Origin of the sequence: Polyangium sp. 6x1, assembly GCF_029946515.1 — a bacterium.
GTDB lineage: Bacteria > Myxococcota_A > Polyangia > Polyangiales > Polyangiaceae > Polyangium.
Genome location: NZ_JARZHH010000036.1, coordinates 89204 through 110619, shown reverse-complemented (window position 1 = coordinate 110619; position 21416 = coordinate 89204). Strand labels below are relative to the sequence as shown.

The 21416-nt window shown below is 69.3% G+C and carries 20 protein-coding genes; 9 read left to right on the top strand and 11 right to left on the bottom strand.

The annotated features are described in order from the left end of the window. Window positions 1-265, bottom strand: a 265-nt coding sequence (locus tag QHF85_RS29595; RefSeq protein WP_281330704.1) for a hypothetical protein, incomplete at its 3' end; no start/stop codon positions are given. 278 nt (window positions 266-543) lie between these two features. Here QHF85_RS29595 and QHF85_RS29590 point away from each other — a divergent pair. After that, the gene (locus tag QHF85_RS29590) at window positions 544-1320 is read left to right on the top strand and encodes a hypothetical protein (protein ID WP_281330703.1); all 777 of its coding nucleotides are present in this window, start codon (window positions 544-546) and stop codon (window positions 1318-1320) included. Beyond that, window positions 1317-2300 (top strand): STAS domain-containing protein, encoded by a 984-nt coding sequence (locus QHF85_RS29585; protein WP_281330706.1) that lies wholly within the window; start codon window positions 1317-1319, stop codon window positions 2298-2300. Before QHF85_RS29590 ends, QHF85_RS29585 begins: the two co-directional genes overlap by 4 nt. Here QHF85_RS29585 and QHF85_RS29580 read toward each other — a convergent pair. The 3 genes from QHF85_RS29580 to QHF85_RS29570 form a co-directional block, all read right to left on the bottom strand. Next, entirely contained in the window at window positions 2278-3375 is a 1098-nt protein-coding gene (locus tag QHF85_RS29580) for a serine/threonine-protein kinase (protein ID WP_281330702.1), read from the bottom strand. The two genes, QHF85_RS29585 and QHF85_RS29580, sit on opposite strands and share 23 nt — an antisense overlap. A gap of 76 nt (window positions 3376-3451) precedes the next feature. Next, window positions 3452-4864: a type I glutamate--ammonia ligase gene (gene glnA / locus QHF85_RS29575; RefSeq protein WP_281330701.1), complete on the bottom strand. Its 1413-nt coding sequence runs from the start codon at window positions 4862-4864 to the stop codon at window positions 3452-3454. Between the two features lie 13 nt (window positions 4865-4877). Continuing rightward, a complete protein-coding gene (locus QHF85_RS29570; protein ID WP_136930265.1) occupies window positions 4878-5216 on the bottom strand; it encodes a P-II family nitrogen regulator in 339 nt (112 codons plus the stop codon). A 308-nt stretch (window positions 5217-5524) separates the two neighbouring features. Here QHF85_RS29570 and QHF85_RS29565 point away from each other — a divergent pair, with 308 nt between their 5' ends. The 7 genes from QHF85_RS29565 to QHF85_RS29535 are packed head-to-tail and all read left to right on the top strand — an operon-like array spanning window position 5525 to window position 16768. After that, on the top strand, window positions 5525-8251 hold the full coding sequence (locus QHF85_RS29565) for a serine/threonine protein kinase (RefSeq protein WP_281330700.1): 2727 nt from the start codon (window positions 5525-5527) through the stop codon (window positions 8249-8251). Between the two features lie 5 nt (window positions 8252-8256). Then, on the top strand, window positions 8257-8838 hold the full coding sequence (locus QHF85_RS29560) for a GNAT family protein (RefSeq protein ID WP_281330699.1): 582 nt from the start codon (window positions 8257-8259) through the stop codon (window positions 8836-8838). Between the two features lie 58 nt (window positions 8839-8896). Next, complete coding sequence (locus QHF85_RS29555; protein ID WP_281330698.1) at window positions 8897-10471, top strand: HAMP domain-containing sensor histidine kinase; 1575 nt, start codon at window positions 8897-8899, stop codon at window positions 10469-10471. Next, window positions 10468-12372, top strand: coding sequence for a HAMP domain-containing sensor histidine kinase (locus QHF85_RS29550; protein WP_281330697.1), 1905 nt, complete (start codon window positions 10468-10470; stop codon window positions 12370-12372). Before QHF85_RS29555 ends, QHF85_RS29550 begins: the two co-directional genes overlap by 4 nt. Before the next feature lie 45 nt (window positions 12373-12417). Next, on the top strand, window positions 12418-13446 hold the full coding sequence (ruvB, locus tag QHF85_RS29545) for a Holliday junction branch migration DNA helicase RuvB (protein WP_136930269.1): 1029 nt from the start codon (window positions 12418-12420) through the stop codon (window positions 13444-13446). A 55-nt stretch (window positions 13447-13501) separates the two neighbouring features. Continuing rightward, the gene (locus QHF85_RS29540) at window positions 13502-15532 is read left to right on the top strand and encodes a PAS domain S-box protein (protein ID WP_281330696.1); all 2031 of its coding nucleotides are present in this window, start codon (window positions 13502-13504) and stop codon (window positions 15530-15532) included. Window positions 15533-15562: 30 nt separating this feature from the next. Continuing rightward, window positions 15563-16768 carry an ATP-binding protein gene (locus QHF85_RS29535; RefSeq protein ID WP_281330695.1) on the top strand — a complete coding sequence of 402 codons (1206 nt, stop codon included), beginning with the start codon at window positions 15563-15565 and terminating at the stop codon, window positions 16766-16768. A 9-nt stretch (window positions 16769-16777) separates the two neighbouring features. Here QHF85_RS29535 and QHF85_RS29530 read toward each other — a convergent pair whose 3' ends face one another. The 7 genes from QHF85_RS29530 to QHF85_RS29500 are packed head-to-tail and all read right to left on the bottom strand — an operon-like array spanning window position 16778 to window position 21372. Next, window positions 16778-17422, bottom strand: a complete 645-nt coding sequence (locus QHF85_RS29530; RefSeq protein ID WP_281330694.1) for a M23 family metallopeptidase — start codon at window positions 17420-17422, stop codon at window positions 16778-16780. A 21-nt stretch (window positions 17423-17443) separates the two neighbouring features. Further along, window positions 17444-17947, bottom strand: coding sequence for a hypothetical protein (locus tag QHF85_RS29525; RefSeq protein WP_281330693.1), 504 nt, complete (start codon window positions 17945-17947; stop codon window positions 17444-17446). Then, window positions 17944-18693, bottom strand: coding sequence for a hypothetical protein (locus QHF85_RS29520; RefSeq protein WP_281330692.1), 750 nt, complete (start codon window positions 18691-18693; stop codon window positions 17944-17946). The genes QHF85_RS29525 and QHF85_RS29520 overlap by 4 nt, the downstream gene beginning before the upstream one ends. Then, the gene (locus tag QHF85_RS29515) at window positions 18690-19526 is read right to left on the bottom strand and encodes a sigma-70 family RNA polymerase sigma factor (RefSeq protein ID WP_281330691.1); all 837 of its coding nucleotides are present in this window, start codon (window positions 19524-19526) and stop codon (window positions 18690-18692) included. Before QHF85_RS29515 ends, QHF85_RS29520 begins: the two co-directional genes overlap by 4 nt. Before the next feature lie 42 nt (window positions 19527-19568). Next, a complete protein-coding gene (locus QHF85_RS29510) occupies window positions 19569-20759 on the bottom strand; it encodes a trypsin-like peptidase domain-containing protein (protein WP_281330690.1) in 1191 nt (396 codons plus the stop codon). After that, window positions 20756-21046: a DUF1844 domain-containing protein gene (locus QHF85_RS29505; RefSeq protein WP_281330689.1), complete on the bottom strand. Its 291-nt coding sequence runs from the start codon at window positions 21044-21046 to the stop codon at window positions 20756-20758. The genes QHF85_RS29510 and QHF85_RS29505 overlap by 4 nt, the downstream gene beginning before the upstream one ends. Continuing rightward, complete coding sequence (locus QHF85_RS29500) at window positions 21043-21372, bottom strand: hypothetical protein (protein ID WP_281330688.1); 330 nt, start codon at window positions 21370-21372, stop codon at window positions 21043-21045. The genes QHF85_RS29505 and QHF85_RS29500 overlap by 4 nt, the downstream gene beginning before the upstream one ends. Window positions 21373-21416: the final 44 nt, after the last annotated feature.

Below are 21416 nucleotides of genomic sequence, written 5' to 3'. Positions count from 1 at the left end.
CTGCGCCGCCGATACCGCCAGCGCCGCCGCTGCCGCCCGCGCCGCCACTGCCGCCCGCGCCGCCACTGCCGCCCGCGCCGCCTTCACCGGCCGTGCCGCCTTGCCCACCCGCGCCGCCCGAGGCGCCTTGTCCACCCGCGCCTGCCGCGCCGCTGCTCGAGCTCGAGCTCGACGTCGATAAGGTGCTGCCTTCGTCTCCACACGCGGCGAGCGCGACGGTCGAGGCGAACATGCAGGCAAAAAAAGCGTCGCGGACGTGGGCCATGAATCCTCCGTTCGAGGCGCGATGAAAGCATGGCGAACGGGGAATTTGGAGCCCGCGTTGCGTCACGAACGGCGCGGATCGGGAGAAACGCGGGTCCCGGTCGGGAAAGCACGCACGCTTTGCCCGCCCTCGCCGGAGCCACGAACGGTGGGGTTCACCGGTTGTCCACCGTTGGTGTTCGAATCATCTTCGACATGTCGCTTTTTGTCCGCGCGATAGACGGATTCGCGCGGACGAACGAAACGCGACGGGTGCGGAGACTCCGGGGGGAGATTTCGATGCACGACCTATCGACGTTCTCGCTCGATGACATGATCAGCTGCGGCGCAATGCTGCGCGGCCTCGGAGCCGAGGCCCGGAGCATGGAAGACACGGCCGGGCGCGTCGTGCGCGCTCTCCACGAGAACCTCGCGTGCCCCACGGCAGGCGCACGCGCATGCGCGCTCGTGAGATTCTTCGAGACCCAAAGGTTCGAAGCGCTGCCGGCGGAGCGACGGAGATTCGCGCTGCGGATGGCCGGCGGCGAAGCGCTCACGCCGGAGACGACGTGTTTGCAATTGCTGGCGAGCGCAGGCGACGAGTCGGCCTGGAACGATCCGATGGCGTCGGCCGAGCACCTCGCGATTCCCCTGCCGAGCGAGGAGGCGCTCGCGCGAATGCCGATGATCGCGCGGCTCTGCGCGCAGCTCGGGATCGGGACGAGCTCGGTGCTCAAGCCCTCGCGGTTCACGGAGCTCGCCGAGCGGACGTACGACGTGTTCCACGTGGAGCACGCCGCCGAGAGCCCGTACGTGCCGGCGAAGGCGAGCTTCGTGGAGCGTCACAAGATCCGCTCGGTCGTCGGCTGCGGCGGCGTCTTGCCGAGCGGGCAAATGTTCGCCGTGCTCTTGTTCTCGAAGGTGCACGTGACGCCGGCGACGGCGCAGCTCTTCCGGCCGCTCGCGCTGGCGATCAAGCTCGCGATCCTGCCGTGGTCGTTCGTCGAGCAGGCCGACGCTGCGCCAAACGAGGCGACGCGGGCGGCGCGAGAGGGGGTGCGCCCTTGCGCCCCGTGACGCTCGACGGCGAGACCGCGGTGCTCCGGGCCCGGGTGGCGACGCTCGAAGCGCTGCTCGCGGAGCACGAGCGGGCCGCGGCGGAGCGCGTGCAGCGGATGGAGCAGCTCGTCGCGGATCTGTCGGCGCGTACGCAGGTCTTCGAGGCGACGCTGCGGAGCATCACGGACGGGGTCGTCGTGTGCGACACGTCGGGGCGCATCACGCACGTGAACGAGGCGGCGGCGTCGATCATGGGCTCGAACCGGTCCGGCGGCGCTCCGAGCGAGGACTGGGAGACGCGGTACGGCATCTACTACCCCGACGGCGTGACGCCGTTCCCGAGGGAGGAGACGCCGCTCTTCCGCGCGGCGCACGGCGAGCAGGTCGACGACGTCGAGATGCTCGTGCGGCACGCGAAGAGGCCGGAGGGCGTGCTCATCGAGACGATCACGCGGACCATCCACGACGAGCGAGGCGAGCGGCTCGGCGCCGTGGTGGTCTTCCGCGACGTGACCGAGCACAAGCGGCACGAGCAGGAAATGGCGCAGCAGCTCGTCGTGGAGCGGGAGAAGAACGAGACGCTGGAGCGGCTGCGGATCGCCGTGCACGAACTGTCGACGCCGATCCTCGAGGTCTGGGACGGCGTGCTCGCGCTACCGCTCATCGGCGTCGTCGACTCGAAGCGGTCGGCCCAGGTGATGGAGACGCTGCTGGAGTCGGTGGTGCGGATGAAGGGCCGGTACGTGATCCTCGACGTGACCGGCGTGGACGTGCTCGACACGGCGACGGCCGATCACCTGCTGAAGATCGTGCGCGCGGTGGAGCTGCTCGGCACGCGCTGCGTGCTCAGCGGCGTGAGGCCGTCGGTCGCGCAGACGCTGGTCGAGCTCGGGGTTTCGTTCGGCAAACTGGTGACGCTCCGCAACCTGAAGCACGGCCTCAAGGCGTGCATGCGGTGGAAGGAGACGGACGCGGCTAGTGCAAAAGGAAGCGGCTGAGGACGAACAGCGCGATCATCCCAAGCGCGACGCCCACGCCCGCAGCGAGGATGAGAACGCCGCGTCCGCTTGATTGCGCGCCCTGCGGGGCCATGGGCTCCATCGGCGCATGCGGCGCATGGGCGAGCGGCGCTGAGGGGATGTTCGGGCGCGGCATGCTCTGCGGCACGCTCGGCAGGCGCATCGCGCCGTGCGAGGCCGTCTGCGCGGGGTGACGCATCGGCTGCATCTCGTGCAGGGCCGCTTCGAGGCGCGCCGCGAGCACACCGGCGGTCGGGCGACGATCGCGATCGCGGCGAAGGCAGTCATCGATGATCGACGCGAGCGCGGGAGGCAGGTCTGGCCGGCGCGAGACCACGGGGTCGGCGTCGCGCGTCATGATGCGGACCATGAGCGCGTTGTAGTTCGGCGCCTCGTGCGGGAGCGTGGCCGTGAGGGCCTCGTGCATGACGACGCCGAGCGACCAGACGTCGGCGCGGCCGTCGATGTCGTCGCGGCCCGCAGCCTGCTCGGGGCTCATGTACGCGGGCGATCCGACGACGGTGCCCGTGCGCGTGAGCGTGAGGTGCTCGGGGTTGCCTTCGAGCATCTTGCTGATGCCGAAGTCGAGGATCTTGAGGACGAGCTCGCCGGTCTGCGCGCGGTGCGCGTAGAGGTTCGCGGGCTTGAGGTCGCGGTGGATGATCCCCTGCTGGTGCGCGCTGTCGAGCGCGCGGACCACGCCGACGAAGAGATCGGTGAGCATCGCCGGGTCGAGCATGCGCTCGCGCGCGATCCACGCGTCGAGCCCCTCGCCGTGGAGGAGCTCGAAGACGAGGAAGGGCGAGCCGTCCTCGGCCTGTCCGAGATCGAGGATCTCGACGATGCTGGGGCTTCGCACGCGGCCGCTCGCCTTCGCCTCGTTGAAGAAGCGCTGCAGCGACACGGCGTCGGCCGCGACGTCGGGGTGCAGGATTTTGAGCGCGACCTCGCGGTCGATGAGCTCGTTCTTTGCAGCCCAAACGGTGCCGCTCGCGCCGGATCCGAGCATCCGGACGAGGCGGTACCGTGACTGGATGAGATCGCCAGGGTTCAACCGGCTGGGGAGGATACCAAAGCTCGGCCCGCCGGCGTAGCCGAGAGACGCGCGGCGGGCGTTCCTGTCCTACGGATCAAGTGTCGTAGTAGAGGAAGAACTCGTAGGGGACGGGGCGGAGGCGCACAGCGTCGAGCTCGCGCTCGCGCTTGTACTCGATCCACGTGTGGATGATGTCCCGCGTGAAGACGTCGCCCCGGAGGAGGAACTCGTGGTCGCGCTCGAGGGCCGTGAGCGCCTCGTCGAGCGAGCCAGGGCACTTCGGCACTTCCTTGAGCTCCTCGGGCGAGAGCGCGTAGATGTCCTTGTCGAGCGGATCGCCGGGATCGATGCGGTTCTGGATGCCGTCGAGGCCCGCCATCATCATCGCGGCGAAGGCCAGGTAGGGGTTGCACGAGGCGTCCGGGAAGCGGACCTCGATGCGGCGGCCCTTCGGCGAGTTGCCGGCGGCGACCGGGATGCGGATCGCGGCCGAGCGGTTGCGGCTGGAGTACGCGAGGTTGACGGGCGCCTCGTAGCCCGGGACGAGACGGCGGTAGCTGTTCGTCGTCGGGTTCGTGAGGGCCGCGAGCGCCTTCGCGTGCTTCAAGATGCCGCCGATGTACCAGAGGCCGATGTCCGACAGGCCCGCGTAGCCGTCGCCCGCGAAGAGGGGCTTGCCGTCCTTCCAGAGCGACTGATGGCAGTGCATGCCGCTGCCGTTGTCGCCGAAGAGGGGCTTCGGCATGAACGTCGCGCTCTTGTTGTGGCGCTTGGCCACGTTCTTCACGACGTACTTGAACCACATGAGCGTGTCGGCCATCGACGTGAGCTTGTCGAACCGCACGCCGATCTCGCACTGGCCCGCGCTCGCGACCTCGTGGTGGCCGACCTCGACCACGACGCCGCTCTCGATGAGCGTGGTCATCATGTCGCCACGCACGTCACCGAGCGAGTCCGTGGGCGAGACGGGGAAGTACCCCTCCTTGGAGCGGATCTTGTGCCCGAGGTTCGGGCCCGCCTTGCCCGTGTTCCACGCGGCCTCCTCCGAGTCGATCTCGTAGAACGCGCCGCGCGGCGAGTTGTCGTAGCGGACCGAGTCGAAGACGAAGAACTCCGCCTCGGGGCCGAAGAACGTGGTGTCGGCGATGCCCGTCGCGCGGACGTGGTTCTCCGCCTTCTGCGCGATGTACCGCGGGTCGCGGCCGTAGGGCTGGCCCGTGACGGGGTCGGAGATCTTGCAGATGAGCGAGAGCGTCTTCTGCGCGTGGAACGGGTCGATCTTCGCCGTCGTCGGATCGGGCGTCATCGACATGTCCGACGCGTTGATGGGCTGCCAGCCGCGCACCGAGGAGCCGTCGAAGCCGATGCCCTCTTCGAACATGTCCTCGTTCAGCCGAGCCGCAGGGATCGTCGTGTGCTGCCAGATGCCCGGCAGGTCGATGAACTTGAGGTCGACGAACTTGCAGTCGTGATCTTTCGCGAATTGAATGACGTCTTTCGGCTTCATGATTTGTTCTCCGTCAGATCGCGTCCTCGCCGCGCTCCCCGGTGCGGATGCGGACGGCTTCGTCGACCGGGACGACGAAGATCTTTCCATCGCCGATGCGACCGGTCTTCGCGCTCTTCTCGATGGCGTCGATGACGCTCTGGACCATGTGGTCCGGGACGACGATGTCGAGCTTCACCTTGGGGACGAAGTCGACGACGTACGCCGAGCCGCGGTAGACCTCTTTCTTGCCGCCGGTGCGACCGAAGCCCTTCACCTCGGTCACGGTCATGCCCTGGATGCCGACCTCTGCGAGGGCATCCTTGACCTCGTCGAGCTTGAACGGCTTGATGATCGCCTCGACCTTCTTCATCTCTCGGACCTCTCGCTCGGGGGGCCGGACGTGGTCTACGGCCCCCACCGTTTCGGGAATGTTTCAGGCCCCGCGGGGGGCGAGAATTTCCGAGCCACCCCCATGAAGGACGGAAATTTGGTGACCTCCGTCGCCAACGACCGGGCGCAGAGTGCAAGAGGGCACGTGGGGGCGTTCGTCCGAAGCCCGCTCTTCCGCGCCTTCCGAGGGCAATCTGCATCCGCCTACGTCGTAGAGTTGTCGGCGGGTTCCACCTCGCCTACCCTCGCGGTCCAGTTCGCCCTTTTCCGTTCGTTGCCGATGACCTGATGGCCTCACCGACCTCGACGAAGCTACCGGTAGGTACCATCCTGTCGGGGAAGTACAAGATCACCCGCGAGATCGGCCGTGGTGGGATGGCGGCCGTCTACGAGGCCGAGAACATCGACATCGGCAAGCGGATCGCGATCAAGGTCCTCGCGCAGGAGCTGACGACGTCGATGGTGGTCGTCGAGCGCTTCTTCCGTGAAGCGCGCGCCGCCGCCGCGATCCGCAGTCCGTACATCTGCGACGTCTACGACTCGGGTCGCCTCGAGGACGGACCGCCGTTCCTGGTGCTCGAGCTGCTCGAAGGCGAGTCGCTGTACGAGCGGATGACGAAGGTCCGCTACTTCGACGTCCCGACGACGCTCGCGATCATCACGCAGGTCTGTCGTGGCCTCACGAAGGCGCATGCGGCGAACATCGTCCACCGCGATCTCAAGCCGGAGAACATCTTCCTCGGCAAGGACGAGGACGGGCAGCTTCTCGCGAAGATCCTCGATTTCGGGCTCGCGAAGTTCTACACGCCGCTCGACGGCTCCGGCGGCGCGCAGCAAGCGCGGTTGACGCGCGAAGGCGCGGTGTTCGGGACGCCCGCGTACATGAGCCCCGAGCAGGTGCGCGGGCAGGGCGCCGTGGATCATCGCGCCGATCTCTGGGCGCTCGCGTGCATCGTCTACGAGTGCTTCACGGGACGGACCGTGTGGCAGACGGAGCAAGGCGTCGCGATGACGTTCGCGCAGATCGCGAGCGCGCAGCCGCCCGATCCGCTCGTCTATCGGCCCGATCTGCCGCCGAGCTTCAAGGCGTGGTTCGACAAGGCGCTCGACCGGAAGATCGATCTTCGCTTCCAGACGGCGCGTGAGTTCGCCGAGGAGCTCTCGGCCGCGTTCGAGACGGCGCGGCCCGAGTTCTCCGGGCTCTTCCCCGCCGATCAGCTGAACTCGATCCACAGGACCATGCCCGCGCCGCCGCCCTCGAAGTCGGGCTTCACCGCGACGGGGAGCGAGCTGCCGATGGTGTCGATGTCGCCGCCGTCGTCGACGATGCCAAACGCCTTCGGATCGATCCCGCCGTCCGTGCGCGGAGGTCCTTCGTTGGACGGCGGATCACCGCGGCACACGAAGTCGACGTTCGAGGCGCCGCCAGGCACGCTGGAGCCGCTCGGCCCGGGTTTGTCGCAGGCGCCCCCGCGCCCGAAGACGAGGGCGCTCGGGATCGTGACGGCCTTGGTGCTGGTCGCGCTCGTGGGCGGCGGCTACGCGGCCTGGTCCAAGTTCAAGCCGAGCTCGAAGGGCGGCGAGGTCGGGACCGCGTCGTCGTCGACGCCGAGCGGGAGCGCGAGCGTCGCGGCGCCGCAGCCGCCGTCGTCGTCGAGCGTGCGCCCGGCGTCGACGGATACGCCGCCGACCGCGTCCTCGCTGCCGTGGAGGCCGTTCGTCGCGGATGCGCAAGCGACGCTCGCGAAGGGCGATCACAAGGGCGCGCTGAAGCTCCTCAAGGACGCGTTCGACAAGGGCGGCCACGGCGTGCCGCGCACGATGCTCGAGCACGTGCAGGTGGCGATCTCGGCCGACGCGGCGAAGTCGCCCTGCTCGCTCGTGGGCCTCGCGCGGCCGCGCTCGTACGATCTCGGATCGGCGCAGCCGCGTCGTGTCGCCGCCGGGCGGCCGTGGATCGCGCTCGGGCCGCGCGGCCCGATCATGACGTGGACCGATACGCACGAGGGCCCGGAGCACGCCTACGCGGTCGCGCTCGACGAAGCGCTGCGTCCGCTCTCGGATCCGATCGACGTGACGCCGGAGGGCGCCGCGGTGACACGGCCGGTGGTGACGGCGTTCGATGATCAGCTCGTGCTGCTTTACTCGGACGGGCACGGGACCGAGGCGGGCGTGCACGCGCGCTTGCTCGATCCGGACGGTCGGATCGGCGGGCCGATGGTGAAGATCGCGCCGCTCGGCGGGCCCAGCTCGGGGACGTCGATGCAGCGCGCGGCGGACGGCACGTTCCTCGTGGCCTGGTCGGCCGAGGCCGACACGGGCAACGACGAGCTCTTCCTGCGTCGTCTCTCGGCGAAGCTCGAACCTCAGGGCGAGGTCGTGCGCGCGACGGACTTCGTGCCCGCGGGCCCGCAAAAGCCGCGCGTGCGTTCGCCGATGGTCGGCATCGCGGGCGATGTCGCGCATGTCTCGTTCCGGCTGGAGCGCACGCCGAACCAGGTCGCGTATCACATGCGCTTGCCGCTCGCGAACGTGGGCAAGGGCGTCGAGGCGCGCAAGAAGGGCGACCGCAACGATCGCTGGATCGGCGACACGATCGTGGTGAACAGCGACAAGTCGAAGGCCGACATGACGGGGATCGCGTGCGGCAAGGACGCGTGCTTCCTCGTGTGGGACGGCGAGAGCAACTCGGGCGTGTCGGCGGCATACATCGATGCGGCGAACGCGGAGCCGCTCTGGCGGGACAAACGCTTCAGCAAGGTCGGCGGTCACCCGTCGGTCGGCGTCGACGCCTCGGGCAACGCGCGCATCGTGTGGTTCGAGAAGGGCGGCGTGATGACCGCGCCTCTCAGCCGCGACGGCGTCGGTCCTTCCACGAAGGTCGCCCGCGTGAGCGGCGCGCAGCCGAGCCCCGCGATCATCGCCGGCAAGGCGCCCGGCGAGTGGTTCATGGCGTGGCTCGACTTCGAAGCGGGGCAGCTCGAACCCTACGCGGCGCGCTTCGTCTGCAAGTGACGCGCATGCTGGTCATCCCGCCGCGCGCCGATCTCCGTGCCCAGCCCATCGAGACGCCTCGTCTCCTGCTCGCGCCCGTCGATCCCGCGGACTCGCCCGAGGTGTGGCTCGCGGTGAACGGGTCGCGGCCGCTGCTCTCGAAGTGGCTGCCGTGGGTGCAGTACTACACGGAGCCCGCGTCGAGCGTGCGTTTCACGGAGGCGTGCGTGGCCGACTGGGATCAAGGGCGCGCGGTGCGCTTCGCGATCCGGGAGCGCGCGGGGCGCACGTTCGCGGGCGTGGTGGGGCTCGAGTCGTGCGTGCACATGCATCGCTCGTGCGAGCTCGGGTACTGGCTGCGCAAGGAGAGCATGCGGCGCGGGCTGATGACGGAGGCGGCGCGCGCGGCGGTGGAGTTCGCGTTCCGGTACATGGGCGCGCATCGCGTGCGGGTCGCGGCCGCGACGGACAACCACGCCTCGCTGCGCGTGATCGGACGGCTCGGCTTCCGCTTCGAGGGCATCGCGCGGCAAGCCGAGTGGTGTGAGAACCGCTGGCTCGATCACGCGGTCTTCGCGCTCCTCGCGACCGATCCGCGTCCGACCTGAGCCTTCCCCTTGAAGGCCGCGCGCGGGCGGACGATGCTCCTCCGCGGGGGAGACGAACGTGCGGCGCATCCCGTTTCGACTGTTCCGCGGCACCCTCCCGCTCTTGCCGGTGTCGCCGGTGCTGGTGCTCGTCATCGGCATCGCGACGGCGTTCGCCATCGCGATGCTCGGGATCGCGCAGCTCCGTCGGATCAGCGACGACGCGTCGTCCCTGCGCGCCGCGGCGATCGCCGGCACGCTCGCCGCGCGGATGCGCGTCGCGACGGTGGAGGAGCGGCCCGAGATCGTGGGGCGGGCGGCGCGGCGCAGCGGCACGGAGCTCCTGCTCGTCGAGCACGGCGGGCAGATCCTCGTGGACGAGAGCTTCGGCCCGCCGAACAAGGCCGAGGTGCAGCGGCTCCTCGCGGCCGGCAGCGGCGAGACGCGCACGGCGCTCGGGCGCGTGCGGTTCGCGGCGCGCCCGCTGGATCCGCCGCTCGACGGGATCGCGGTGCTCGCGTTCGTCTCGGCGCCGAGCCCGCCGCCGGGCTACGTGCCGCTCGTGAACGCGGTCGCGGCGCTGACCGTGCTCCTGCTCGGCGTGGCGGTCTCCGTCGCGGTCGCGTTCACGAAGCAATTGCGCGACGACGTCGACTACGTGCGCGAGCGGATCGTGGACATGGCGCGGTCCGACGCGGCGCCGACGGGCCAGCCGATCCCGATCCGCTCGCTCGATCAGGTCGGCGTGCTGACGGCCGCGTTCAACCTGCTCGTCACGCGCTTCGCGGCCGCCGAGCGCAGCTATCGCGCGGATTTGCTCCAGGCCTCGGAGATGGACAAGGAGCGCTCGGCGTTCCTCGCGGGGCTCAGCCACGAGCTGCGCACGCCGCTGAACGCGATCCTCGGCTTCGCGCACGTGCTCGAGAGCGAGGTCGACGGCCCGCTCAGCGACGAGGCGCGCGAGTCGCTGGCGGTGATCCGGACGAGCGGCGAGCACCTGCGGCAGCTCATCGACGACATCCTCGAGCTCTCCGCGCTGGAGACGGGCACGCTGCAGCTCTCGCGCGGGCCCGTGGACGTCCGTCAGATCGCCGAGCAGGTCGTGCGCGAGGCGACCGCGACCATCACGGACAAACCGTTGCGGCTCGAAGTGATGGGGGAGAGCCGCCTCTACGCGTACGCGGACAAACGGCGCGTGCGGCAGATCATCACGAACCTCGTCTCGAACGCGGTGAAGTTCACGGCGCGTGGTTCGGTGACCGTGACGATCGAGGCGCGCGGATCGTTCGTGGCGATCGTCGTGCGCGACACGGGGCCGGGTATCCCGCGCGAGCAGACGGCGGCGATCTTCGAGGAGTACCGGCAGCTCGGCGACGCGCAGTCGCGTCGCAGGGGCACGGGGCTCGGCCTCGCCATCACGAAGCGGCTCGTGCACATGCACGGCGGCACGATCGACGTGAGCAGCGAGATGGGGCGCGGCTCGACGTTCACCGCGACCCTGCCGTACCTCGCCGATCCTGGCGCGCTCGTGGAGTCGCCGAGCGACTCGCGCGTGATCGATCTGTCCTCGGATCCGCCGCCGCCGCGCGCGCGCCTGCTCGACTCGATGACGCCGCCGCCGATGCCGCTTCCGCGGAGGGACGGGGAGCGATGAACGACGTCGCCCGCACCTTCACGCGCGCCATCCTGGGTCGCCAGCTCCTCACGGGCCTCGGGGGCTTGTGCGCCATCGCGCTGCTCGCGCCGAACCTCATCGTGCTCGACTGGACGATGACGAAGAACGTCCTCGCCGGCGGCGCCGTGCTCGTGGTCGTCGCGTTTGGCCTGTGTTTGCTCGTGACGTTGCTCCGGGTCTACAAGCATCGCGAGCTCTTGCGTTTGCTCTCGGGCGGCGCCGCGACCGTACGCGCGCAAGCCTTCGGCGATCTCGCCTCGCTGCCGAGCGCGATCACACTGCGGACCTTCGTCGTCGGCTCGGTCGTCTCCTTCGCGGGCCTCGTGCCTCCCCTCCGCCCGGAGAAGCTCGATCAGGGCCGCTCGATCAGCCTCCTCTGCCTCTCGATCACGATCGTCGGCGCCTCGTCGCTCATCCAGTACATGCTCATGCGCGCCGCCACGGTGCGCCTGCTCGAGCGCGTCCCGATCGAGCCCATCACCACGCTGCTCGAGTCGCAGGAGCTGCACCAGATCCCGCACCGCAGGCTCCTGCAGAAGTTCCTGATCGCCGTCGTCGCGCCCGTCGCGCTCGTCGGCGTGGGCGCGGTGCTCACGACGCACGCGCACATGCGCACGCTCACCGAGCAGAGCCGGAAGAACACGGCGCTGCTCCTCGCGAAGATCGCGCTCGATCCTGGGACGGTGCAGGGCAACAAGAACGCGCGCGAGGACGCCGTCGCCGCGGCCGCCGAGCACGGGTTTCTCGCGCGGATCACGGGCCCGCGGCGCGACGGTGAGCCCACGTTCCGGCGCGAGGCCGACGGCGAGCTCGTGCTCAGCGTGCCGCTCGAAGACGGACAGGCCGACGTGCGCTTCACGGCCGAGCTCGATCCCGCCGTGACGACGGAGGGCGTGGGGATCGCCCTCGCGTTCGTCCTCGTCGCGGCGCTGCTCGGCGTGCTCATCGGCCGGGCCCTCGCGTCCGACCTCAAGCTCGCCACGCACCGCGTGCGCTTGCTCGGCACGGAGAGCGTGCTGCGCGGCGTGACGCAGATCGCGCGGCCCGCGCGCTTCGAGCTCGTCGCGAGGCTCGGCCGGGCGATCGAGGTACTCGCCGAGCGGTTCCGCATCTTCGCCGGCGCGCAGGAGCGCGCGCTCGAAGCGCAGGAGGCCGCGCAGCGCATGCGAGGCCTCTTGTTCGCGAGCGTGAGCCACGATTTGAAGAGCCCGCTCAACGCGATCCTCGGCTTCGCGGAGCTCGTCGGCCGCGAGGAGCTCACCGTGAGCCAGCGCGAGAGCCTCGCGCTCATCGAGAACCGCGGCCGCGAGCTGCTCGGCCTCATCGAGTCGATCCTGGACACGGCGCGCGTCGAGGCCGGACAGCTCACGCTCATGCCGCGCGCGACCGAAGTCGCGCTTCTCGCCAGGGATGCGGTGCGCAAGGCGCGCGAGCTCACGGTCGACACGCAGACCGACGTCGTCGTCGAGGTCGCGGAGGGGTTGCCGACGATCCCCGTGGATCCTGCGTACACCGCGCGCGCGATCGCGGTCGTCGTGGCGCACGCGATCCGGACGTCGGCAGCCGACGCCGCCTCTCGCGCGGTTCGTGTGCGTGCCCTCCGTCCTGCCGAACCGGGCCAGGCCGTGCGCATCGACGTCGAGCTCGGCAGCCGCAACACCACGCGCGCCGAGCTCGAAGCCCTCTTCGCGCGTCGCGCCACCTCGCGCGGCCGCGGCCTCACCCTCGGCTTGAGCCTCGCGCAGTCGATCATGGAGCTGCACGGCGGCTCCGTGAAGGTGGAAGACACCCCCGACGGCGCGCCCGTCATACAGTGCTGGCTCCCCCTCGTGATCCCGGGCAGCCGCCCGCGGCTCTCCTCGAAGCCCGCGCTCGGCTGAACCGGCGCCTTCCCTCCTCCCTTCGTACGGGCTACGTCCTGCCGCATGTCCGAGCGCGTGATCTCACCGGCGTCCACCGCGGACGACGACCGCTTCGATCGGCTCTTCCGGCCGGACTCGCTCGACGAGTACGTCGGGCAGGACAAACACCGGCAGAACCTCAAGGTCTTCGTCGAGGCGGCCAAGCGCAGGCGCGAGCCGGTCGATCACACCCTGTTCTGCGGCCCGCCCGGCCTCGGCAAGACGACGCTCGCGCACATCGTGGCGCGCGAGATGGGCGTGAACCTGCACGCCACGAGTGGCCCGGCCATCGAGCACAAGGGCGCGCTCGCCGGCCTGCTCACGAAGCTCGAAGCGCGCGACGTGCTCTTCATCGACGAGATCCATCGGCTCACGCCGGCCGTCGAGGAGAGCCTCTACCCCGCGATCGAGGCGTTCAAGATCGACATCATGACGGGCGACGGACCGTACGCGACGACGATCCAGCTCGCGCTCAAGCCCTTCACGCTGATCGGCGCGACGACCCGCACGGGCCTCTTGACTGCGCCGCTGCTCTCGCGTTTCGGGTACGTCGTTCGCCTCGATTTCTATCCCGTCGAGGATCTCCAGCGCATCATCACGCGCAGCGCGCGGCTCATCGAGGTGCCCATCGACGACGCTGGGGCCCGCGAGCTCGCCGCGCGCGCCCGCGGCACGCCGCGCGTGGCGAACCGCCTCTTGCGCCGCGCGCGTGACTTCGCCGAGGTCCTCGGTACTGGCCGCATCACCGTGAAGATCGCCAGCATGACCGCCGAGCGCCTGGAGATTGACGCCGCGGGTCTCGACGAGATGGATCGGCGCCTGCTCATGGTGATCATCGATCATTACGACGGGGGCCCGGTCGGCATCGACACGATCGCCGCCGCGCTCAGCGAGCCGCGCGACACCATCGAGGACGTCTACGAGCCCTACCTCCTCCAGCAGGGTTTCCTCGGCCGCACGCCGCGCGGGCGCATCGCCACGCGAAAGGCTTACGAGCACCTCGGCAAGCCGATGCCCGTGAAAGGAACACCCCAGGGCGATCTATTCTCCTGAAGCGGAAGAGCGGCGGCGTGTTTCCCTTCTGCGCGACCGCGGATAATCTCGGTACGTGCTCCCCGCGCTCCCCGTGCTCGTCGTCGACGACGACGCCGTCAGCCGACATGTGCTGACGCAGGCGCTCGCGGGCGCCGGCATCCCCGTGGCCACGGCGGCGTCCGGCACCGAGGCCCTCGCGTGGCTCGCCGAGCGAGACGCGTCGCTCGTCCTGCTCGATCTCGTCATGCCACAGCCCGACGGCTTCGAGGTGCTGCGCCACCTGCGCGAAGACACGCGCATCGGCGATGTCCCCGTCGTGGTGCTGACGGCGCTCGACACCGACGACGACATCACGCGCGCCTTCGACGCGGGCGCCGACGACTTCGTCCGCAAGCCATTCCGCCCGGCCGAGCTCCTCGCGCGCATCCGCGGCCAGCTCCGCATGCGCGAGTACGTCGACGCGCTCTGGCGTCGCGAGCGAGACGCGCGCGTCGTCCTGGAGCTCACGCAGGCGCTCTCGTCGACGCTCGACTTCCGCGACATCCTCTTCACGGTCGTACGTCGCATCGCCGAGGTCGCGCGGGTCGATCGATGCAGCATCGTGCTCGTCGGCGACAACGTCGACACGGGCTACGTCGTGGCCGCGAGCGACGATCGCGATCTGCGCGATCTGCCCATCGTCCTCGACAAGTACCCCGAGATCCGGCGGACCCTCGAGACGGGCGATGTCCTCGTGATCGAGGACGCCGCGACGCACCCGCTCTTCGAGGTCGTTCGCGCGGATCTGCCGCAGAACTCTTTCCGCTCGCTCGCGCTCGTCCCGATCGTCTACGACGACAAACCCATGGGCGTGCTCTTCCTGCGGGCGCGGCAGCCGGGGACGATGCGTGATCACGAGCTCTCGCTCGCGCGCACGGTGGCGAACGCGACGGCCATCGCGCTTCGCAACGCGAAGATCCTGCAATCGCTGCGCGATCAGACGCAGGAGATCAACGTCGCTCGCTTCGAGGCCGAGCGCCGCCTCGCTGCGCTCGAACGGTACGCCGACTTCTTCCACTCGGCCGCGGACGGCATCCTGGTCGTCGACGTCGACGGCCGGATCCTCTTCTCGAACTCTCGCGCGCGGGAGATCACGGGCCTCACGGAGGAGCAGCTCGCGACGAGCCGCCTCGCTGACGTTGTCGATCCGAAGGATCTCCCGACGCTCGCGCGGATCCGCAAGAGCTTCAAGCAGAACATCTTCGCGCACATGGTCGACATCACGATCCGCCGATCGAGCGAGATCGCCTGCGAGCGCCGCATCATCAGCGTGAGCTCGAGCTCGGTGCTGCGCGAGGACGGCGGCGCGATCCTCGTGAGCCTGCGCGACGTGACCGACGATCGCGCGACGGCCGCCGAGCTGAAGAAGACGAAGGAGTTCCTCGAGCGCGTCATCGAGAGCTCGGTCGACGCGATCATCTCGACCGACAACGAGGGCGTGGTTCGTCTGTTCAACCGCGCCGCGGAGCGCATCTACGGCTACCGCGCGAGCGATACCATCGGCGTGATGAACGTGCGCGACCTCTACGCGCCGAACCGAGCCTCGCAGATCATGAAGCTCATCAAGTCGCCGGAGCACGGAGGCCCTGGGAGGCTCGAAGGCTACCGGACGGAAGTGCTCGCAAAGGACGGAACGTTGATCCCGGTGATCCTCTCTGCCGCGCTGATCGTCGAGGACGGTCGGCCCGTGGGTTCCGTCGGTCTCTTCACGGACCTTCGCGAGCGGCTGCGCATGGAGGCGAAGCTGACGAAGGCGCAAGACGAGCTCCGCGCGCGCGAAAAACAGGCGCTCATCGCGGAGCTCGCGGGCGCGGCCGCGCACGAGCTGAACCAACCGCTCACGAGCGTGCTCGGCTACGCGGAGCTCATCAACCGGAGGGCGGAGGACCCAGCGTCCGTCCGCTCCGCAGCGGCGACGATCCTCGGGGAGGCGGAACGAATGGCCGAGATCGTCCGGAAGATCGGCAAGATTACGCGCTACGAAACCAAGGCGTACGTGGGGGCAGCGAAGATCATCGACCTGGACCGGTCCAGCGAAGAGGACCCCAACCGAGCGCTCGGGTGAGAGATGGGTGCCGAAGGTCTCGAAGCTCCGATGCGGGAATCTCAGATCCCGATCACGCAAAGAAAAGCAATGCGCCGCGACCTGCCGGTCGAGTGGCTCGACGCGCTGCTCGTCGCCGCATGCGAAATGCGGCCCGACGCGAGCGCGGAGGAAGCAGCCACGTCGCTCGTCACCGCGGCATTCGAAGTGCTGCCCGACGCTGCGATCGGCGTCTGCGTGCCGGGCGGCAGCGAGGGACAGGTCGTCGTGCGAAGGGGCGCGCGCGGCGACGGCGTCGAGTCACCTGATCCGACGCGGCTCTTCCCCGAGTACGCGTTCGAGCGTGTCGTCGTCATCAACGCCGACGAGGGTTCGACGTTGCACCTCGCCTCCGACGACGAAGCGCGTTTCTCCGGCACGGGCTCGATGGATGCGTTTGTCGATCGCCTCGCGCTCGCGCTCGCCTCTGCGCTCCGCAACGCGCGCATGCACCGCGCCGCGCGCGCGCACGGCTCCGAGGTGAAGGAGCTCGAAGCGCAGGTCATCCAGGCGGGCAAGCTCGCCTCGCTCGGTCAGATCGCCGCGGGCATCGTGCACGAGCTCAACAACCCGCTCACGTCGATCGTCGCGTACTCGGACTACCTCCACAAGAAAGCGCTGCGCTCGGAGGCCGATCCCGCCGACGTCGAACGTCTCGCGCGCATCAACGAGGCCGCCGAGCGCATCCTGCGTTTCTCGCGCGACCTCATGGCGTACTCGCGCCCCACCGCGTCCGTGCCCGCGCCCGTCGCCATTCACGAGACGATCGAGCGCGCGCTCGTGTTCTGCGATCACGTGCTCGGCGAGATGAACGTCGCGGTCGAGCGCGAGTTCGGCGACGTGCGCCTCGTCCGCGGCGTCGGCGGTCAGCTCACGCAGGTCTTCGTCAATCTCTTCACGAACGCCGCGCACGCGATGCGCACGTACGGTGGACGCTTGATCATCAAGACCGCGATGTCCGAGGCCGGCGACGCGGTGCGCGTCACGATCCAGGACGAAGGTCACGGCATCGACGCCGCGCACATCGAGAAGATCTTCGAGCCGTTCTTCACGACGAAGACCGACGGCACGGGCTCGGGCCTCGGGCTCAGCATCGTGCGAAACATCGTCGCTTCGCACGGCGGGAAGATCCGCGCATACGGCCACCCGGAGAAGGGCACCGTCTTCGAGCTCGATCTTCCGCTCGCCGCATCTCCCAGCGAGCCCCCGCAGCGCTGACGGCGCGCTCTACTTCACGAGGAGGCGATCGCCCTTCTGCGGGAGGTCGGCCGACATCGTGCCGTTGCGCTCGTAGGGCGTGTACCGAGGCGGAACGCCGCGCGCAACGTTCGCGTCCGCGTCCGTCATGATCTGCCAGTGCAGGTGCGGCGCGAACGAGTGCCCCGAGTTGCCGCATCGACCGAGCTCGGTGCCGGCCGGGACGAACATGCCTTTGCGCACGCGAACGGTGCCCGGGATGAAGTGCGCGAAGAGCGAGTACTCGCCGTTCTGATGATCGAGCACGACGAAGTTGCCGTGCATGTCGTACTTGTTCGCGCGCCCCGGGACGTTGTCGGGGACGCCGTCGACCGCGATCACCACGACGCCGGGCGCGTCGGCGACGATGGGCTGGTTGTACGAGGGATGGTCCTCGTTGCGCTGTGACCGCGGCATGTTGTCGTCGATCACGAGATCGAGCGCGTAGGCCTGGTCGTTGTTCGCGCCGTAGTGCGTGCGATAGACGCGCCACTTGCCGACGACGGGGAGCCGGTAGAGCACCGTCCCGGGCGCGTAGCGGGGCATGTTCGGAGGAGGAGCGCTTCCGCCGCAGGCCGAGAGCAGGAGGCTTCCGGCGATCACGAGGGGAGCGAAGAAAGACGAGCGGGGGAGCATCCGCCCTTCACTATACCGAGTTCAGGGATTGACCTTGATCCCGATGACGAGGACGCCGCCCTTGTGGTTCTGGCCCGCAACGAAGAAGGTCTCGCCGGCCTTCGCGTTGACCTCGAGCAGCGGGAGGAAATCGCTGCCGCCGGGCTTCTGGATGCTCGCGCTGATGACGTAGCGCTTTGAATCGCCCTTTTTTGCCGGCTGAACCACGTCCTTCAGCGAGACCTTGAGCACCCGGTCGTTCGGCAGCTTCAGCGTGGAGGGGCTCGCCTTGGACGAGGTCTGCTTCGAGCGATCGAGCAGCTTGTAGCTGTTGTACGAGGAGAACGGCGGCTTCGCGAGCTCGGGCATCTTGCCGATCTTGGGGTCGATGCCCGTGCCGTCGTTCGTGCCGTGGAGGACCACGATCTCCATCGAAACGGACGCGTCCGCCTGCACGGCGGCGTCCTCCGCATGCGCCACGGAGGCGCCGTGCCCGAGCGACAGCCCGAATGCGGCCACGAGCAAAGCAAACAGCGGGAGCCTCATTGTTCTCCTCCAGCGGAATCGTCGGCCAGCCACACGACGGTGGTGGTGTGGTTCGACGTGGCAGCCTCCGCCGGCACGTAAAAGATCGTGCCGATTTTGGTGCCGAAGTCGACGGCCGCGACGGCCACGCCGGGCTCGGCATCTCCGTCCTGCGCGTCCGCGTCGGCCGCGCGAGGCGCCTCCGCAGGCGTGGGGGCCGGCGCCGCAGGCAGCTCCGCAGGCGTCGTGACCGCGGCCACCGGCGCGCCTTGCGGTTGCGGCGCACCGACATCCATCCGCCCCCAGATCATGAGGCCCGCCGCCGCCGCGACAGCGATCGCCGCGAGCGCGAAGATCCCACGCGAGTTGTCGTTCGACGGAGCCGACTTCGACGCCGCCTTGTCGAGGCCCGGCCGAAGCAGCGGTTTCACGTCGGCGCCCTTGCGCTCGACCGGTACTTCGAGCAGGGCGGGCGCGGCGTCCCTCGCGTCACGCGTCGAGCTCTCGTCGGCCGCGATGCGGGCCATGATCCCGTCGGTCAGGTCGATCGACGCGGCGCTCTCGGCGTTCTCCCGGACGATCGAGGCCGAAAGCGAGAGCGCGGCGACCTTGTTTCGCAGCACGCTGTCTCGCGAAAGGGCCTGACGAACCTCGCGCAGCCGCTCGCCTTCGAGCTCGCCGTCCACGTACATCATCAGCTCGAGGTCCGTCGGCGGCCGCTTCGTGCGCGTATCGTGCGCTTCTCCGTTCATCGTCTTCGTGGTCACGGCGCCTCCTCCGGCTCGGCTGGGATCTCGTCAGTATTGCCGCTCCGCGAACGCCCTTCCTCCGCATAACAATCCGCGAGCGCGCGCTGGAGCTTCTGCCGGGCGTGGAACAGCCGGCTCATGATCGTCCCCTTCGAGACGCCCATGGCAACGGCCATTTCTTCGTACGACATGCCTTCGACCTCACGCATCAGAATCACGCCTCGGTGGTAGGGGGGCAGGGCATCGAGGGCGGCCTGGATGCGGCCCGCGATCTCCCGCCGGCGCATGACGTCGATCGGGTCGGCGCCATCGATGCGAGAGACCAGCGGGAACTCCGTCGGCTCATCCGAAGCGGCTTGCCCGTCGACGAGCTCGGCGTCCCGACGCCCAGGCTTGCGCATGAGGTCGATCGCCAAGTTCGTGACGATCCGGTAGAGCCAGGTGAAAAACGACGATCCACCCTGGAAGGAGTTGAGATTGCGGTACACCCGCAGGAAAGCATCCTGAACCAGCTCGCGCGCGTCGTTCTCGTCCCGGACGAGACCCATCGCGATCGCGAAGGCACGGCGTTGGTGGCGCTCCACGAGCCGCCTGAACGCCGCCTGGTCCCCCTTCTGTGCCCGAAGGATGAGCTCACGATCTTCCTCTGCCTCCCGCCTTCGGGCCTCTTTGTTGGACGCCTCCTGCGAAGGCCTATTCACGCGGCCGAGACGGCCGATCGCGGCTTCGGGGAGCGGCGGGGCGTCAGGGAGATCGTCCGGCAGCCCCAGGGCGCCTTCAGTCTGGTCGTCCGTCGGATCGGCCGGCTCGGGCCGGAGGGACTCGTCCGGGGGCGTGGGAATGGGGGGCACGGCGAGGTCGTACTCTAGGCGATCGGCCTTCCGGCCGGAAGGTCAAGGCTCCTCACGGTCGTCGATCGGCTCGAGCTCGCCGAGCGTCACGCGGACGTCGAAGACCCGCTCGATGCGCGAGATCCGCAAGGTCACCGTCTTGTTGACGCCCGCGATGCTCGCGAGCCACCGAAGCTCGTTCGGATCGGAGACCGGCTTGCCATCGAAGGAGACGATGACGTCGTCGGGCGAGAGCCCAGCCCGATCGGCCGGCCCACCCGCGATCACCTTCTGCACCCACGCGCCCTTGCGATCCGGCCTGCGCAGGCGCCCCGCCTCGATCGGGTTCAGCGCGTCGACGAAGACCCCGAGCGCGCTGCGCCGGATCTTCCCATCCCGCAGCAACATGGGCAGGAGCTGCTTGACCATGTTGATCGGGATCGCGAAGCCGATGTTGTTCGCGTTCGCGCGGACGGCCGCGTTGATGCCCACGACCTCGCCGCGCATGTTGAGCAGCGGGCCGCCCGAGTTGCCCGGGTTGATGCTCGCGTCCGTCTGGAGGAAGTTGAAATAGCCGCTGGGATCGAGGCCCTTCACGTCGTCGCGCGTGCGGCCCTTCGCCGAGAGGATCCCCGCCGAGACGGTGTGCGAGAGGCCGAACGGGTTGCCGATCGCGACGACCCAGTCGCCCACGTCGATCCCATCCGAATCGCCGAGCGAGAGCGAAGGCAGCCCTCGCTCGTCGACGCGCAGGACCGCGATGTCCGTGTGCTTGTCCCGGCCGACGACCGTCGCCCGCATTTCACGGCCATCGATGAAGCCGACGACGATGTCCGTCGCGTCCTCGATGACGTGGTTGTTCGTCAGCATGAACCCCTCGGGGTCGTAGACGAACGCGGTGCCGAGGCCTTCGGAGACGGCGCGCCTTCGGCCGGACGAGGTCTCCTTCTCGACGCGCGCCTTCACCGTCGCCACGGCCGGATCCGCTTTCTTCGCGAGGGGCGCGAAGGAGATCGGCGTGCCCTCGGCCGTCACGATCGCCGGCCCAGAAGGCGCGGTCTGCGCGAGCGACGGAGGAGCCGTGGACGCGGAGCCGCTCGGGAGCGGGATGGCGCCGGGCGGGAGCGACGACGTGCCCTCGCCCGTGGGGGACGAACCGCCCGACGCGCCGCCACCCTTGCCACACGCCGACGCGGCCACGAGGAGCCACGAGATCAGGACGACGAGCGAGAGCGGCGGGCGACGTGAGCTCACGCTTCTTTGGATACCTCGGCGAGGCGCTCGCGCAACTCGTCGAGGGCCTGCGCAAGGAGCCGCTCCTCGTCGCCCGTGAGGTTGCCCTTCGTCTTCTCCTCGAGAAGCGTGAGGAGATCGATGTCCTGCTGGGCGAGGTCGAGGCTGCGCTCCGAGTGCCCATCCGGGCCGGGCATGTCGCCGAGGTGGACGTGCGCCGAGCCGATGATGGACATCACGAAGATCGAGAAGTCGAGCTTCGGGAGCTGCCCCATGGGCGGCTCGTCGCGATCGCCCAGGCTGCTCACGCCTCGCCTGCCTCGTCGGCTACGTCGTCGTCGTCGTCGTCGTCGTCCTCCTCCTCGACCGCCGCGCTGCTCGCGACCGGAGCCGCCGCCGCCGTCGCCGTCGCGACGGGCTGCGGCGCCGGGGCCGCCGGAGCCGAAGACGCCGCCGAGACGAGCGCAGGCTGCGGGATGCCGAGCCCCTCGGCCTGCGTCTCGAGCTCGGGGAGCTCGCCGAGGTAACGGTCGATGTCCGCCTGCGTGATCACGCCCGCGGCGAGGAGGCGCTCGCGCACCCGAAGATCATGGGCAAGCGCGGAGAAGTAACCCTGATCGGAAGCAGCTTTCATCGGTCGTCGTGTCTCCCTTGGTCGGACTTGCTCCCCCCCGGGTG